Raw genomic sequence first — 17,824 nt, 5'->3', positions numbered from 1 at the left:
TCAATATCGGGGCAAGATCACAGATCACGAATGTTTTTTGATCAAAAAAAAGTGCTGTAATGACAGCACCAAAATAGTGACACCCAAAAATCGCAGTTAAACTTTTTTATCTAACGGAAAAGGAACAGGATGTTTCGTATTGTAGTTAAAGGTATACATTGCCGTTATGACCATCATGACAACGAGTGTCCATACCACTTCTTTTGTTCCAGTTCCTAAAACTGCCCAGATGCAATAAATGAAGGCGATAAACGTAATGATGATATATCGCGTTTTCTCTTGCCCAAGATGACCATGACCAATTAACAGCAAAGCTGCACAGGTATATAAGTAAGGGATTAAGGTAAAAATAACAGAGACGGAAGAGACTAATCCAAATTCTTTCGCTGCATTTGGAGAAATACTACTGAGTTGGAAAATCGTCATTAAGATACCTAGGATCAACAAACCTGCAACCGGAGTTCCCGCTTTGTTTACTTTGGCAAAGATTGAAGGAAACAATCCATCATCTGCGGCAGCTTTGGCTGTTTGCCCCGCAAGCAATGTCCAACCACCCAATGAGCCCAAACAGCCTGCCGCAGCACAAAAGGCAACGACTGCTCCGGCGGTATCTCCCAATGCCAATCGGGCAGCATCACCAAAAGGTGAAGATGAAATTTTCAACGCCGCATTGGGGATCATGCCCATAATCACACTGCTGGACAGAACATAACAGACGGCCGCAATCAGCACACCACCAATAGTTGCAATCGGTACGTTACGCTTAGGATTTTTAACCACACCAGCCGCAACAGAAGCACTTTCAACGCCAATAAAAGACCATAATGTTACGTTTAAAATACTCTGAATCGCGCCAAAGGTATTTAATCCACTGACGTTCCACGCATCCATATATGTTTTACTGTTGAACCAGAACCAACCCAATACGGCGGTTGCTACAATCGGAATCAATGCTAAGGTTGTCGCCACCGCTTGCACTCTGGTAATAACATGCGGCCCGATAATGTTCAAAATGACAAATATCCACAGTATGACTGTACAAGTGACGGTTAAAATAATGGGATCTTTCAGGACGGGGAAAAAATAGCTCAGATAACCAACCCCAATCACAACCATAGCAATATTACCGATCCAACACGCCAACCAATATAAAATATTAGTCTGATAACCTAAAAAAGGGCCAAAGGCCCGTCGTGCATAGGCATAAGAACCCCCAGGGCTGTCATCCAGTGAGGAGATTTTCGCATAGACGATTGATAACCCCACGGCACCAATGATGGTCACCAGCCATCCAAGGATCGCAATACCCCCTGTTGAAGCCAGGCTGGCTGGCAGAAGAAAAACACCCGATCCCATGATGTTACCCGCAACCATCAGAGTAACAGGGATCAATCCGACTTTTTTTGCCTCTGAAACATTTGCCTCTGAAACAATAGCCATAATTTATCTTCCCATTTTCACTTTTTTATACACATGACGTGATAAATGCCGTTGATAATCTCTGTGCCTTCCGTTTCATGCTCAAAACCAGGAAATTCGTGATCCCACTTTTGTAATGCGTGTAAATATCCAATTTGGGGACTGGTTTTATCACCAAAGTTCTCACCTGAAAGCAACATAGGAATACCGGGCGGATATGGAATGATAGAGTTCGCAGCAATGCGATGAGGTAAATCGTCCAGTGCCACCATTTCCACATTATTGGTCACAATGGCCTGATAAGCGGCTCGCGGAGTCATTTCCATTTTGGGTAAACCCGCATATGCCCGATTCAGTTTTTCACCCGGATTATTCTGCCGTAAATAATCGAACATGTTATCGCCTAATTCTTTCAATCCTAAATGCTCATATGCCTCTGGGTGCTGCCCTACCAAATCCGGCAAAACGTTATTCAACGGTGTATTAGCATCATAATGGTGTTTGAAAGACAACAAGGTGTTAAGCAGTGTTCCCCATTTTCCTTTGGTGATCCCCATTGAAAACAGGAACATAATTTGGAAGTCCGTGGTACGGGTCGGTACGATACCGTGCTGGCTTAACCATGCGGTGACTAATGCTGCCGGCACACCCTGTTTTTTCAACTTACCATTATCCCCCATGCCCGGAGCCAATATGCTGACTTTTATCGGATCAAGCATACTCCAGTTATCAGGTAAATCTTCAAATCCGTGCCAACTGTCTCCCGGACGCATTACCCAACAACTCTGTTCTTTCGTCAGTAGTTCCTTGGGGGCATCCTCAAAAGCCATTTTCTTACCAGTCGCAGGATCTGTGACTTTTTCCTGATTCCAGGGTTTAAAGAACCAATCCCCTTTCTTACTGAAATCTCGATTCAAGCGCGCTAATGCCTGACGAAAATCAACAGCTTCTTCAATAACTTCCTGTGTCAATGAGTAACCACTATTGCCATCCATCATTGAAACCGCGATATCATTTGAAGCGCAAATTGCATACAAAGGAGAAGTTGTTGCATGCATCATGTAAGCTTGATTAAACCTTGAAAATTCCACAGGGTTACGTCCGTCCCGTACGTGGATAAAAGAGGCTTGAGAGAGTGCATTCAACAACTTGTGAGATGAATGGGTAGCAAAGACTGTCGGTCCGGCGTGGTTTTTCGGGTTTCCGCGCATGGCAAAATGATCATGATAAATCGGGTTAAACCGCGCATAACCATACCATGCTTCATCAAAATGTATTCTATCGACACTTTTATCTAATAACTCCTGTACATGTTTAGCGTTATAACAAACACCATCATAGGTACAGTTTGTCACTACGCTATAAACAGGTTTCTGATTAGCCATGCCTTGGATCAGTGGATTTTGCTTCAGTTTTTTCTGTAATGTTTTAGCCTGCATTTCTTGTGGATAGATAGGCCCAATGATGCCATAGCGGTTACGGCTGGGCAGCATATAGATTGGTTTAGCCCCTGTCAGTATCAGCCCTTGCTCAATGGATTTATGGCAATTTCGGTCAATGATGACCACGTCATCTTCGGTCATACAAGCCTGCATAATCGTACGGTTAGAGCCTGACGTTCCGACCACGACAGAATAAGAATGGTCTGCACCAAACACTCTGGCGGCGTTTCTTTCACTTTCACCAAATGCACCGGAATGATCTAATAACGAACCCAATGAAGCTCGCTCAATTCCCATATCGGTACGGAAAAGATTTTCCCCATAATAGTCATGATAAAAGCGGCCAACCGGTGTTTTATTAAATCCGACGCCCCCTTGATGCCCAGGCGCCGCCCAGGAGTATTCATAGGTTCGGCTGTATTTCATCAATGCTGACATTAAAGGAGGAAATAATTGTTGACGATAACGTTGCATAGCTGCAATGGCACGGCCAGCAATAAAATCCGCAGAATCTTCCAATATCCAAGCAAATTCAGTTAACTGTTCAAGTAATTCATGATTTAGCAAAAATACCGCTTTTTCCCGATCACTTAACAAAAAGACCGGAACATTTTCCTGTCGTTCAAATAACTTATTGAGTAGTTTCTGTATTTGAAGATATAAATCATTATCGATGAGTGCACAGCTTATCATTAAACAATCGAACGATTCATTGGCTGAAATTATTGTATAACTATCATCAAAAGACTCAGCAATAATAACATTCACATCTTTCTCGATTAATTTATCAGCCAACCTATGTACAGCATTTTCCACATAGTGACTATGATATCGTGTACCCACTTCGTTTTCTGCTATCAATACTTTCATGACATTATTCCTTACTCTATCTCTCTTGAACTGACAGGATAAATTCAGAGTTACTTGGTAATAATCATCGAATAGTTGATACGATCAGGAAAATTTAACGATGCTAAATGAGACACAGTGAAAGCTACCAATAATATAATCATCCAAGTTAATTATTTGTTAAAATATAATTTTATGATTAAAAGTTACACTGATTAATATAGTGTCTATTTGAATTTGTGCAATCCATTTGTCTTTTGTCTATCTCTGAAATTTGACGTTTATGGGTTTAGTAAGAGCCAGAGCACAATAGCGTAACCATGTGGATTTTCTTTACCAGCGTTACTATTAAAGGGTACGGGACGTCATTAAGTAAGTGCTGATGATGCCCATCACTAAATTATGGGAACAATAATGAAAGAACATCCTGATTTATGGGCCGATTTATTAAACGGTCTAAGAAACGCTTGGCCACAAATTTCTGGTTCTATTTTGGCCATCATGATCTGTTACGGTCGGCTTATTTATGACGGTGTGGAGCGGAAAAATCGCTGGGTCGAGCCGCTACTATGTGGAGCGCTGTCGTGGGGATTTTCCAGTGGACTGGAATTATTTGGTATTCCAAACAGTATTTCACCTGCCCTCGGCGGTGCCGTTGGTTTTATTGGCGTAGAGAAAATACGAGAGTTTGCCATTCGTGCCATCAATAAACGTTTAGGAGATAACAATGACAAGAGGGATTCGTAACCACAACCCAGGCAATATCCGTCATGGAGACAAATGGCAGGGTTTGCGTGATATCCAGACAGACAAATCATTTTGTCAATTTGGGGCGCCGGAATATGGCATACGGGCGATGCTAAAAATTCTGCGCAACTACGAACGCAAATACGGGGACAATACTATTCGTCAGTTTATTTCCCGCTGGGCACCACCGAATGAAAATAATACCGAGAGTTATATCGCTTATGTCTGTAAATCAGTTGGCATAGCTAGCAGTGCCGTGGTGGATGTAGAAAATGTCGCCACAATGAGCCGACTGGTTAAGGCTATCATTCAAATGGAAAACGGCCAACAGCCTTATCCCGATGAAGTCATTAAACGAGCATTTGAATTGTTATAAATTCTAATCACCGCCAGCAGGCGGTGATTTTCAACAGTATCGTATCCCACCAGATAGCTAAAATATAACTTGCTTAATATTCGCGATCATGCGTTAATAGCTGGGTCGGTTTGAAAGACAGACCTCATACAAAGCAGTTTATTAAAGCAGTTCTCATCCTCAGGCGTTATCCCAGATATCCCCTTCTTTTTGAGTTTCTCCATTAAGCGCTAAGTAGTTTCTGTAAAACAAGCCATATTCGCCTAACAAGGCTCAATCAAAGGAAATATCACATGTCTAATAAAATGACTGGTTTAGTAAAATGGTTTAATGCGGATAAAGGTTTTGGTTTTATCTCTCCTTCCGATGGAAGCAAAGACGTGTTCGTACATTTCTCCGCTATACAGAGTAACGACTACCGCACTTTGTTCGAAGGCCAGAAGGTCGAATTCTCCATCGAGAAAGGTGCCAAAGGTCCGGCAGCAGTAAACGTTGTACCTACAGCGTAAAATCTTCCCTGAATCCCTTCCTCTGCGATAACGAAGACAGCCCCTGGCTTGAGTGGACAGAGTGATGGGATATCAGAATATTTTCAGTTGCCGGTATGGATAAAACCGGACCGGTTTCTGAAACACACCCTCTTTGGCTTCATTATCAATAGAAGCGTTCTATCCTTCCTGAACTGCTAAAATCTTCTGCTTCCACCGTGTTCCCGTGCTAGTTAATCCTTTTTCCAGCGGGAGATATTTATGCCGGATGCCTTCAATACACCGCAACACCGCAACACCGCAACACCGCAAAGAAGATTATGTAAGAACAAAACATTATATAGGGATTTTGAGAACTGGATGATTAAGAGCCAGTATATGATAATCCCATAGATCGCCATAAATGTTCTGTTAAGCCCCCTAAAAAACTCTCCACATAAACACACCATCAGAATTTTTAAAAACTCCTATCAAAAATAAATGGTCTAAATCCCTTTTATAGCGAAAATTTTAAAAATAAAGTACCTGCTCATAAAGAGTTAGTTCTTCATATCTCCAGTGCGCAGTAATGCCACATAAATCAAATTTAATTCATTATTAACCCGATTAACCAGTCTCACGAGCAGGAGTTAAGCAATGCCTATGTCATGCAATGATATTAATAACGAAAACCAACTTTCATTAGAGAATGCTTCTTCATCTCCCTCTTACAAATTCCCACTCAGTTCTCCCCAGCAAGTTGTCTGGCTCGACCAGCTCTTCCGGCCTCATAGTATCTGCTATAACTTAGGTTCAGTAATTCTGGTTAAAGGAAAGTTGGATGAAGCGCTGTTAGTACGCGCTGTTGAAGCCGTTGTTTATCGTCATGATGCATTGCGTTTACGACTCGTTAAAACTCAGGAATTGCCGCTACAAGCACTCACCGACACTTTGCCTGTATCCGTGGCAATCCACGATTTCTCAGATCATGACAACGCAGAAGAACAGGCTGAACAATATATCCGTACTGCTTTCATGCGTCCGTTTGATTTGTACAATGAACTATGGCGTTTTGAACTATTACGGGTAAGTGATAATCGTTGGTACTGGCATTTCTGCTGCCACCATCTCATCGGAGATGGGATTACTTTAGGGCTTATTCCCGAAGAGATAGCCAACACATATACTCGGTTAAGCAGGGAAGATGAATTTACTAAAACAGCGCCCTCTTATCTCGATTTTATTAATGAGGATCATGCCTATTTAAACTCACAGCGCTATCTGCAAGACCAGCAATTCTGGTCAGAGCGCTATAAAAACTTACCGCCAGCCTTAATTCAGCCATCAAACTTAGAGAAAACAACAGATAGCGAACATGCCGAACCGCTAATCTGGTCACTGGATAAAACGCTTTTCCAGCGAATCGAAGACACTGCCGCTGCACATGGATTGTCTGTTCTGCATTTTATGTATGCCGCGCTGGCTTGCTATTTTTTCCGAACGACTTACTCGCTGACAGACCGTACCGAAGATGAAGAGATTGTTATCGGCATTCCCGTACATAACCGTAAAAACAACAAACAAAAACGCACAGTGGGGATGTTTTCGTCGGTGATTCCGGTTGGTATAACCGTTTCGCCCTATGATACTTTCCTTGATGTGATGGGCAAAACCGCAGCAGAATTGCGCCGTTGCTACAAACGTCAGCGCTTACCAATCGCAGAAATCAATCGGCTTATACAAATCCAACAGCAGACCGGACGTGCTCAGTTATTCGATATCATGCTGTCATTTGAGTGGATAGATGTAAACGCCGATATACCCGACGCCACACTCAAATACTGCCAAATACAACGTGGCGCACCATTTCCGCTTGTTATCGCTGTCCACCAATATACATTTGCTAACAGTGAGGATTCCTATAAGCCTGTCACGCTTGAGTTTAATTTTTCACCCAATTACCTGAGTCGTGCTGAAGTAATAGCACTCCAGTCTCGCCTCATGGTGTTGATAGAAGCTGCCCTGACGTCTCCGAAAACCCAGATCCGAAACTTACCCCTATTACCGCTAACAGAGCAGCAACAATTACTGGCAGATTTCAATGCCACCCAGATGGATTTCCCGCCCGATACCTTAATCCACACTCAGTTTGAAGCACTGGCAGAGCAACAACCCAATGCACCCGCCGTGGTATTTGAAGGGCAAACTATTCGCTATGGCGAACTGAACCGCCGTGCTAATCGGCTGGCCCATTATCTGATTGCGCAGGGCGTCCGTCCAGACAAGCGCGTGGCGATTTGTGTCGAACGCAGCCTGGAAATGGTGGTCGGCTTACTGGCGATCCTGAAAGCCGGCGGGGCCTACGTCCCGCTCGATCCGGCCTACCCGACTGAACGGCTGACGTATATGCTTAAGGATGCCGCCCCCGTGGCCTTACTTACCCAGACGCCCCTCGCCGACACCCTGAATCATGCGGGCACCACGACCGCAGCCGGCTATCTCACCCTGCGGCTTGATGCCCGCGAAGCCACTGACCTTGCGGAACAACCAACTCACAATCCCGATTCGCAGAAAATGGGGCTGACTCCGCACCATCTGGCCTATGTTATCTACACGTCCGGCTCCACTGGCTTACCCAAGGGGGTGGAAATGCCGCTGGCGGCCTTGTCAAACTTATTGCAATGGCACCGACACACCCCTTCACCGCCCATCGGCACCGGCAAAACCCTGCAATTTGCAGCGCTGGGCTTCGATGTCGCCTTTCAGGAAATATTCACCACCCTGTGTGAAGGCGGCTGTCTGGTCCTGATTAACGAAACGCTGCGGCGGACGCCACAACAGCTTCTCCGGCTGATTCAACAACAACAGATTGACCGAATTTTCCTGCCCTACATTGCGCTCCAGCATCTGGCTGAAGCCGCCAGTGACAGCCGCGAAGATGTTTCCTGTCTGGCGCATATCATCACTGCCGGTGAGCAATTGCGTATTACGCCGGCCATTCAGCGTTTCCTGCAACAGGCCAACTGCCGGTTGCATAATCACTATGGCCCGACGGAAAGCCATGTCGCTACGGCATACCAATTGGGTGAGGAAATAGCACCATGGCCAGTATTGCCACCCATCGGGCGCCCGATAGCCAACAATCGAATTTATCTTCTTGATGGGAACGGCCAGCCTGTGCCTTTGGGCGTGACCGGGGAAATCTATATCGCCGGGGCCGGCGTCGCCCGGGGGTATCTCAACCGGCCTGAACTGACGGCTGAACGTTTCCTTGTTGACCCGTTTTCCCCACATCCCGATGACCGCATGTACAAAACCGGTGACCTGGGCCGCTGGCGACCCGATGGCCATATCGACTACCTTGGCCGCAATGACTTTCAGGTCAAACTGCGGGGTTTCCGCATTGAATTGGGGGAAATCGAAACACAGCTTATGCAGTGTCACGGGGTGCGCGAAGCCGTGGTGATTGCCCGTGAAGATGAGCCGGGGCAGAAACGGTTGGTGGCCTATCTGCGGCCGCTGGCTGGCGCTGAACTGGTGCCCGCTGAACTGCGTCAACAACTCGCCCGACACCTGGCCGATTATATGCTGCCCGGGGCATTTGTGATGCTGGAAACCTTTCCACTCACGCCCAATGGTAAACTCAACCGTCAGGCACTCCCTGCGCCGGATGATTCTGCCGTAGTGACACGCAGCTATGAAGCGCCCGCCGGTGACATAGAAATTGCGTTGGCACAAATCTGGCAAGACTTGCTGGGACTGGAGCGAGTTGGCCGTCATGATCATTTCTTTGAGCTGGGCGGGCATTCCCTGCTTGCTGTCCAGCTTGTCGCCCGTATCCGTCAGGTACTGGCGCGAGAGTTACCGTTACAAACCCTGTTTGCTCAGCCGATCCTGATGGCACTGGCCCGGATGTTGACAGAAGCGGCCACTATCACACAAACAGTCATCCCCCTTGCTGATCGCAGCCAGCCCTTGCCTTTGTCCTTTGCCCAACAGCGATTGTGGTTCCTCGGCCAGCTCGATCCGGCGGCGAGTCAGGCCTATCATATTCCTGTCGCACTACGCCTGACTGGTCAACTTAATCACCATGCACTGACCACCGCACTTGATCGTCTGGTGGCGCGGCATGAAAGTCTGCGGACACGTTTTGTGCTGGTTGAAAACCAACCCAGCCAGCAAATCGACCCTGCGGATATCGGTTTTGCCCTGTCCTGTCAGGACTTGCGTCAGCTCGATCCCGCTTTACATCTCGACCGTGTCACTGAACTCGCTACTCTTGAGGCACAAACCCCTTTCGATTTTGCTCAGGGACCGCTTATCCGCGGTCAACTGCTACAACTGGCCGATAAGGAACACGTGCTGCTGATCACCCTGCATCACATTATCGCTGACGGCTGGTCCATCAGGGTGCTGGTACGCGAACTGGATGTTTTCTATCATGCAATTCTCAACGACCATAATGATCCTTTGCCACAACTGCCCATTCAGTACGCCGATTATGCCATCTGGCAGCGTAACGGGTTGCAAGGAGAGATATTTACTGCACAACGAAACTTCTGGCTCAACCAACTTGAAAATGCGCCCGCGTTATTGTCACTCCCGACCGATCGACCACGCCCAGCGGTACAGACCTATGTCGGCAGACAAGTGCCTTTCCACCTTGATACCTCGGTACTGAATTCACTTAAGGAAGTTGGACAACGTCATAACAGCACCTTGTTTATGACCCTATTGGCTGGCTGGAGTATTGTACTCGCCAGGCTTAGTGGTCAGGATGATATTGTCATCGGCACTCCTGTCGCTAACCGTCCAAATCGTGAGCTTGAAGGATTGGTTGGTTTTTTCGTCAATACATTGGCCTTGCGTGTCAAATTAAATGTGGATCTCAGTGTAACTGAACTTCTTACACAGGTTCGGGAGCAGGCGTTAACCGCCTATGCCCATCAGGATCTGCCCTTCGAGCAGGTGGTGGAAGCATTGCAACCTGAGCGCAACTTAAGTCATAGCCCAATATTCCAGGTTATGCTGGCTTTAGACAACACTCCGGTTCAAAGCCAAACGTCATCCAGTTTGCAGATCTCCCGAGTTGAACTGGCGACACATAGTGCCCACTTTGATTTAATGTTGTTGTTAACTGAAACCGAGGCTGGTTTAGTCGGTGGACTGGAATATGCCTCCGATCTGTTTGATGCTGCAACGGTTGAACGTATAGTCGGCTATTTGCAGCGGGTACTGGCAGCAATGGCAACCGATGCAACCCAAGTCATTGCAAACTTGCCGATGTTGTCAGCTTCAGAACGGCACCAACTGCTGGTGGATTTTAACGCCACCCAAGCAGACTTCCCGCAAGATGCATTGATCCACCAACTGTTTGAAGAACAGGTGGTAAACAGCCCCAGCACTACAGCGGTAGTGTGTAGAGATCAGACACTCAGTTATGATGAATTGAACCGCCGAGCCAATCAACTGGCCCATCATCTTATTGCCTTAGGGATACGCCCAGATGATCGGGTAGCGATTTGTGTTGATCGCAATCTGGACATGATGGTGGGTTTACTTGGCATTCTCAAGGCGGGTGGTGCCTATGTGCCGTTCGATCCGGCCTATCCAACCGAACGGCTGATGCATATGCTTGCAGACTCAGCGCCGATAGTGATACTGACTCAAACAACACTTGCCGATAAGCTGACTAACACGATACCCACTGTTTTACTCGATAACATACTCAGCACTCAAGAACCATGTATAACGAAACTGCCAGCTCATAATCCCGACGCACAAGCACTAGGGTTAACCTCACGCCATCTGGCCTATATTATCTACACGTCAGGCTCTACCGGTTTGCCTAAAGGCGTGGCAATCGAGCACCGCAATACAGTGAATTTCCTGATCTGGGCACAACAGACGTTTAGTCAGGAGGAGTTAGCACACACACTTTTTGCTACTTCACTGAATTTTGATTTATCGGTATACGAATGCTTTGCCCCTTTGCTCCTTGGTGGTACGGTTCACCTTGTTCCTGACATACTGTCACTGATCCATACAAGCTCAGTCACCACAAAATCACTAGTCAGTCTTATCAATACCGTACCATCGGCCATCTCACACCTTGTGGAAACCAATGCGCTACCCGTGAACATTCGGACTATCAATTTAGCGGGGGAAAAAGTAAAGCCACATATTGTTGAACATTTATTTGCCCACTCTTCCGTACAGAATGTGTACAATCTGTATGGTCCTTCTGAGACCACGACGTATTCGACCTGGACTCGAATGAACCGGACAACGGGATTTAATAGCCATATTGGGCGACCGATTGCCAATACCCAGATTTATATTCTGGATCCACATAGACAGCCTGTACCACTTGGTGCTGTCGGGGAAATACATATTGCCGGTGCAGGGGTTGCCCGTGGTTACCTGAATCGTCCTGAACTGACCGCAAAACGTTTCTTTATTAATCCATTCTCTTCAGATCCCGATGCCCGCATGTACAAAACCGGCGACCTCGGCCGCTGGCTACCCGATGGTACGATTGACTACCTTGGTCGCAATGATTTTCAGGTTAAATTGCGTGGCTTCCGTATCGAACCGGGGGAAATCGAAACCCGTCTGATGCAATGCCATGGTGTGCAAGAAGCGGTAGTGATTGCCCGTGAAGATACTGATATTGTTCATCGAAACACAGAAGATATAAACACGGGAGGACAGAAACGACTAGTCGCCTATTTGCGACCTCAGAACGGCATTGAGCTGGTTCCTGCAGAACTACGCCAACAGCTTGCCCAACACCTCGCTGAATACATGCTGCCCAGTGCCTTTGTGGTACTCGATACTTTCCCGCTGACTGCCAACGGTAAACTTGACCGTCAGGCTCTCCCTGCTCCTGATGCGTTTTCAGTGATAGCACGTGGCTATGAAGCCCCACACGGAGAGATGGAAATCGCTCTGGCGCAGATCTGGCAGGATCTATTAGGATTGGAACAAATCGGCCGTCATGACCATTTCTTTGAACTTGGCGGGCACTCATTGATGATTGTCAGCCTGATCGAACGGCTGTACAGCCTCGGCTGGCAGCTTGATGTTCGCAGTGTGTTCTCTGCACCTGTCCTGACTGAGATGGCACAGGCAATTAAGGGTGATATCGACGCTTTCATGGTGCCACCTAACTGTATTCCTGTCGATTGCACAGCCATTACGCCTGATATGCTGCCACTGGTTTCATTGGCCCAAACCGAGATTGATACCATCGTTGAAGCAACTCCTGGCGGGGCCAGCAATATACAGGATATTTATCCATTGGCACCGTTACAAGAAGGTATCCTGTTCCACCATTTGCGTCAAACCCAAGGTGACACTTACCTGTTACAGACCCTGCTTGCTTTCAAAACTCGTGAGCGCCTTGACACCTTCCTGACCGCGTTCCAACAAGTCATTGACCGCCACGATATCCTGCGTACTGCGGCCTGCTGGCAAGGATTGATCAGGCCAGTTCAGGTAGTCTGGCGCCAGGCACCGTTGTGTATCAATGTCTTCGTCCCTGATATGGCAGATAACGTCCTGTCTCAGCTACAGGAAAAGACAAACCCGCGTCGGCATCGTCTCGATTTGAGCCGTGCCCCGCTATTCGCTGCTGATATTGCCCATGATCCGACACGGGATGAATGGTTGCTATCTCTGCGTTTCCATCATCTGGTCAGTGATCATATGACACTTGAGCTGATTTTTGCCGAAATTGCCCAAATACAACAGGGAGATGCAGATATCCTGCCAGCAACGTTGCCCTATCGCAACTTTATCGCCCAAACCTTAAGCGTGCCGGATACTGAGCACGAAGCTTATTTCCGCTCTCAACTGGCTGATATCGACACACCGACGGCACCCTTCGATGTACTCTCAATGCAGGATGATAATGAACCGATCGTTGAAGCCCATCTCTCGCTCGCTCCTACTCTGGCACAGGCTATACGTACTCAAGCCCGCCGTCTGGGAGTCAGTTCAGGTGTCCTGTTCCATGTCGCGTGGGCACAAGTGCTGGCTCAAACCAGCGGCCGCGATGATGTGGTCTTTGGCTCCGTACTATCAGGCCGATTACAGGGAGGTGCAGGTGCTGCCCGAACATTGGGGATATTTATTAATACCCTGCCAATCCGAATTTCCTTCACTGCTCATCGTGTGCAGGAAGTAGTGCAGCTTACCTATCACAATTTAACGGCACTACTGGAACACGAACAGGCACCATTAGCACTGGCTCAACGTTGTAGCGGTGTGGCACAGTCAATACCGCTGTTCAGTACCCTGCTCAATTACCGTCACAGCCAAATCACCGAGGGCGACGAAGCTAATGTAATTGAAATACCTCAAATAGATATGCGTATTGTTGCCATTGAGGAACGGACTAACTATCCGATTACCTTATCGGTAGATGATATGGGTATCGGTTTCCGCCTGACCGCACAAACAGTGGCAGGTATTGATCCGACACGCATAACGACTTATCTGACGACTACTATCAGTGGATTGGTCGATGCTTTGGCTCATAAACCACAACAATTAATTCAAGATCTATCAATTTTACCAGCGCCAGAACGGCAACAACTGTTGGTAGGCTTTAATGACACGCAAGTGGATTTTCCACAAAATGCCTTGATCCACCAACTGTTCGAAACCCAAGTGGAACTTTGCCCCGATGCAACAGCCGTCGTGTTTGCAGAACAATCCCTGAGCTATGACGAACTTAACCGCCGTGCCAACCGGCTGGCCCATTACCTGATTGCGCTGGGTGTGCGTCCAGACGATCGAATTGCCCTCTGCGCCGAACGCAGTCTGGAAACAGTGGTTGGTTTGCTGGCTATTCTCAAGGCTGGCGGAGCCTACGTGCCGCTCGATCCAGGCTACCCGACTGAACGACTGGTTTATATGCTTGAGGATGCAGAGCCTGTGGTTCTGCTGACCCAGACCGCACAAGTCAGCAGGCTAAACAACCTGATACCTACGGTATTGCTTGATACCCAAGAACCGTTTTGGGCGACACAACCGACTCACAACCCCAATACACAAACACTGGGCCTGATATCACAGAATTTGGCCTATGTGATCTATACCTCTGGCTCTACCGGGCAGCCTAAAGGCGTGATGGTCGAACATCGCAATGTCCTTCGTCTCATCGTTAATAATGGCTTTGCAGATATTAATCCGAATGACTGTGTCGCCCATTGTGCCAATATCGCTTTTGATGCCTCGACCTGGGAAATCTGGTCCGCCCTGCTCAATGGAGCCCGCCTGCATGTGGTGCCACAATCGGTGCTGCTCGATCCGGCACATTTTTGTGATGCACTGATCAAGGAACGCGTCACCGCCCTCTGGTTGACTGTGGGCTTGTTCAACGAATATCTCGATAGCCTCAAGCCCCTGTTTGGACAATTGCGCTATCTGCTTATCGGCGGTGATGTTCTCGATCCGCGGAAGATACAACAGGTGCAATTAGCTGAATCTCAACCCGTCCACCTGATAAATTGCTATGGTCCAACCGAAACCACCACATTTGCTACTACCTATACAATGAGTTCTCCCGTTGATGTGGTGCGTTCCATTCCTATCGGCCGCCCGATTGCCAATACCCTGATTTATATCCTGAACCCACACGGCCACCCCGTTCCTACCGGCGTGACAGGGGAAATTTACATTGCCGGTGCCGGCGTAGCCCGCGGTTACCTCAATCACCCGGAACTGACGACCGAACATTTCCTGACCAATCCATTTGCTGCGGAACCCGATACCCGCATGTACAAAACCGGTGACCTCGGCCGCTGGCTACCCGATGGCAATATCGAATACCTCGGGCGCAATGACTTTCAGGTTAAGTTGCGTGGCTTCCGCATTGAGTTGGGAGAAATCGAAGCCAGACTGACCCAATGTGATGGCGTACGTGAAGCGGTAGTGATTGCCCGCGAAGATGAACCCGGGCAAAAACGGCTGGTGGCCTATCTGTTACCGCAAGAGGGAATTGAACCGGAGCCTGCTGCACTGCGCCAGCAACTCGCTCAGCATCTTGCTGAATATATGTTGCCCAATGCTTTTGTCACGTTGGAGTCCTTTCCGCTGACGCCCAATGGCAAACTCAACCGTCAGGCCCTGCCTACACCTGATTTATCAGCGGTGGCAACTCGCGGCTATGAAGCTCCCATCAGTGAGACAGAAATCACCCTCGCTCAGATTTGGCAAAATTTGCTCGGACTGGAACAAGTGGGTCGCTATGATCATTTCTTTGAGCTCGGTGGTCATTCCCTGCTTGCCGTTCAGCTCGCCGCACACGTACGCCAAGATTTGGCACGGGATTTGTCACTCCAGCAACTCTTTGACCAACCCATTTTGATGGATCTGGCTCAAACACTGACTGGCGCTTCGGCAACGGCCCAGATGATGATCCCTGTTACTGATCGCAACCAGCAGTTACCTCTGTCCTTTGCTCAACAAAGACTGTGGTTCCTGAGTCAGATCGATCAAGCAGCTAGTCTGGCCTATCATATTCCTCTGGCATTGCGCCTGACGGGGCAGCTTAATCGCCCTGCCTTAACCCGTGCATTTGACCAATTGATCGCCCGACATGAAAGCCTGCGTACCCGCTTTGTGCTGGTTTCCGGCCAGCCTTATCAGCATATCGAATCGGCTGGCATTAACTTTGCCCTGTCTTACCACGACTTACGTTCGCTAGCACCAGAAACGCACTCCGATCCTATTGCTGATTTGACCGCTCTTGAAGCACAGACGCCTTTTGACTTGACCCAAAGCCCGCTGATCCGCGGTCACCTGCTGCAACTGGCAGACGAAGAGCATGTCTTGCTGCTCACCCAACATCATATTATCTCTGATGGCTGGTCCATCGGTGTACTGATGCATGAACTCAGCGTTCTTTACCGCACCATCCTCGACAGCCAAGATATCGCCTTGCCGCCATTGCCGATCCAGTACGCCGACTATGCTGTCTGGCAACGTCACTGGCTGCAAGAAGCGACACTCGCGGCACAACGTGATTTCTGGTTCACTCAGCTTGAAGACGCGCCGGTCTTACTAACGCTTCCGACTGACCGACCGCGTCCAGCTATACAAACTTTTGTCGGTGGTCGAGTCCCTGTGCACTTTGATGCTGGTTTATTGGCCTCACTGAAAAGGCTTGGGCAACGCCATAACACCACCTTATTTATGACCGTGCTAAGTGCATGGAGCGTCGTATTGTCCCTGCTTAGTGGGCTGAATGATATCGTTATCGGTACACCTGTCGCCAACCGCCCGCATCATGAACTTGAGGGATTAATCGGTTTCTTCGTTAATACACTGGCCTTGCGCGTCACCCTGAATGATTCCACCACAGTCACTGAATTGCTCACTCAGGTTCGGGAGCGTGCACTGGCCGCCTATGCCCATCAGGATCTGCCCTTCGAGCAGGTGGTGGAAGCGCTCCAGCCTGAGCGCAATCTCAGCTATAGCCCGATTTTCCAGGTGATGCTGGCCTTAAATAATACCCCTGCTCAGGCGCTGACATTTCCCGATATCCGGTGTATACCCATTGAACAGACGCATCCCCGCGCGCACTTTGATTTGACCTTATCACTGACTGAAACCGGAGCCGGTCTGGTCGGTGATCTAACCTATGCAGCCGATCTGTTCGATGCTGCAACCGTTGAGCGTATGGTCGGTTACTTAACCAATGTACTGACCGCCATGACGGCAGATGAAACACAACACATTGCTACTTTACCCATGCTGTCCGCATCAGAACGGCAACAACTGCTGGTGGATTTCAATGCCACTCAGGCGGATTTTCCGCAAAACGCATTGATCCACCAACTATTTGAGGCACAAGCCGCACAGCATCCCGATACCCTTGCGGTTGTCTGTGAAGATCAGACACTGAGCTACGGGGAATTAAACCGCCGTGCTAATCGATTGGCCCATTATCTGATTACTCTGGGAGTACAGCCGGACGATCGGGTCGCTCTGTGTGCCGAACGCAGTCTGGAGATGGTGATCGGATTGCTGGCTATCCTCAAGGCTGGTGGAGCATATGTGCCGCTCGATCCCATTTATCCGGCCGAACGGCTGGCTTACATGGTTGAAGATGCCACTCCGGTGGCTTTACTGACCCAAACTGTACTGGCTCGGTCAGAGTGGCTCGCTCAATTTGACGCTTTGCCCATCCTCTTACTGGATAGCCAAGAATCGTGTCTGGCAATACAATCCACTGATAACCCAGACGCACAGGAGCTAGGGCTGGCGCCACACCATCTGGCCTATGTCATTTATACGTCCGGTTCGACTGGTCAACCGAAAGGAGTCATGATCGAACATCATAGCCTGTGCAATTTGATCACCACTCAGCAACATACACTAGCACTGATCCCAGATAGTCGCATTTTACAGTTCGCTTCAAACAGTTTCGATGCCAGTATCTGGGAATGTTGTATGGCTTTGGTAACGGGGGCTCGCCTCTATCTGACCAAACGGGCCAATCTACTGCCCGGTGCAGTATTATCCGGCTATTT

6 protein-coding genes (1 of these 6 running past the window's edge) are annotated in these 17,824 nt (G+C 48.3%); 4 read left to right on the top strand and 2 right to left on the bottom strand.

The window, feature by feature from the left end; all coding sequences use genetic code 11:
• Positions 1–96: 96 nt before the first annotated feature.
• Entirely contained in the window at positions 97–1,440 is a 1,344-nt protein-coding gene (adiC, locus tag ACE1SE_RS08235) for an arginine/agmatine antiporter (RefSeq protein ID WP_374053401.1), read from the bottom strand.
• Between the two features lie 17 nt (positions 1,441–1,457).
• Complete coding sequence (gene adiA / locus ACE1SE_RS08230; RefSeq protein WP_374053400.1) at positions 1,458–3,731, bottom strand: arginine decarboxylase; 2,274 nt, start codon at positions 3,729–3,731, stop codon at positions 1,458–1,460.
• Positions 3,732–4,124: 393 nt separating this feature from the next.
• Between adiA and ACE1SE_RS08225 the strand changes: the two genes are divergently transcribed.
• The 4 genes from ACE1SE_RS08225 to ACE1SE_RS08210 all read left to right on the top strand — a co-directional run.
• Positions 4,125–4,457 carry a phage holin, lambda family gene (locus tag ACE1SE_RS08225; protein ID WP_099133599.1) on the top strand — a complete coding sequence of 111 codons (333 nt, stop codon included), beginning with the start codon at positions 4,125–4,127 and terminating at the stop codon, positions 4,455–4,457.
• Positions 4,438–4,833, top strand: a complete 396-nt coding sequence (locus tag ACE1SE_RS08220) for a structural protein (protein ID WP_374053399.1) — start codon at positions 4,438–4,440, stop codon at positions 4,831–4,833. Before ACE1SE_RS08225 ends, ACE1SE_RS08220 begins: the two co-directional genes overlap by 20 nt.
• Before the next feature lie 272 nt (positions 4,834–5,105).
• Positions 5,106–5,321 carry a cold shock protein CspG gene (gene cspG, locus ACE1SE_RS08215; RefSeq protein ID WP_374053398.1) on the top strand — a complete coding sequence of 72 codons (216 nt, stop codon included), beginning with the start codon at positions 5,106–5,108 and terminating at the stop codon, positions 5,319–5,321.
• A 615-nt stretch (positions 5,322–5,936) separates the two neighbouring features.
• A protein-coding gene (locus ACE1SE_RS08210; protein ID WP_374053397.1) for a non-ribosomal peptide synthetase crosses the window boundary here: on the top strand, positions 5,937–17,824 show its 5' portion. Its footprint extends 10,921 nt past the window's final position; only the first 11,888 of its 22,809 coding nucleotides appear in the window; the start codon lies at positions 5,937–5,939; its stop codon lies beyond the right edge, outside the window.

The organism is Xenorhabdus taiwanensis (assembly GCF_036512875.1).
Classification (GTDB): Bacteria; Pseudomonadota; Gammaproteobacteria; order Enterobacterales; family Enterobacteriaceae; genus Xenorhabdus; species Xenorhabdus taiwanensis.
This window is presented reverse-complemented; position numbering and strand designations above follow the sequence as displayed.

What these genes read in the sequence shown, in the direction of transcription:
- adiC (WP_374053401.1), bottom strand. Translation starts at nt 1,440, where the DNA reads ATGGCTATTGTTTCAGAGGCAAATGTTTCAGAGGCAAAAAAAGTCGGA.
- adiA (WP_374053400.1), bottom strand. Translation starts at nt 3,731, where the DNA reads ATGAAAGTATTGATAGCAGAAAACGAAGTGGGTACACGATATCATAGT.
- ACE1SE_RS08225 (WP_099133599.1), top strand. Translation starts at nt 4,125, where the DNA reads ATGAAAGAACATCCTGATTTATGGGCCGATTTATTAAACGGTCTAAGA.
- ACE1SE_RS08220 (WP_374053399.1), top strand. Translation starts at nt 4,438, where the DNA reads ATGACAAGAGGGATTCGTAACCACAACCCAGGCAATATCCGTCATGGA.
- cspG (WP_374053398.1), top strand. Translation starts at nt 5,106, where the DNA reads ATGTCTAATAAAATGACTGGTTTAGTAAAATGGTTTAATGCGGATAAA.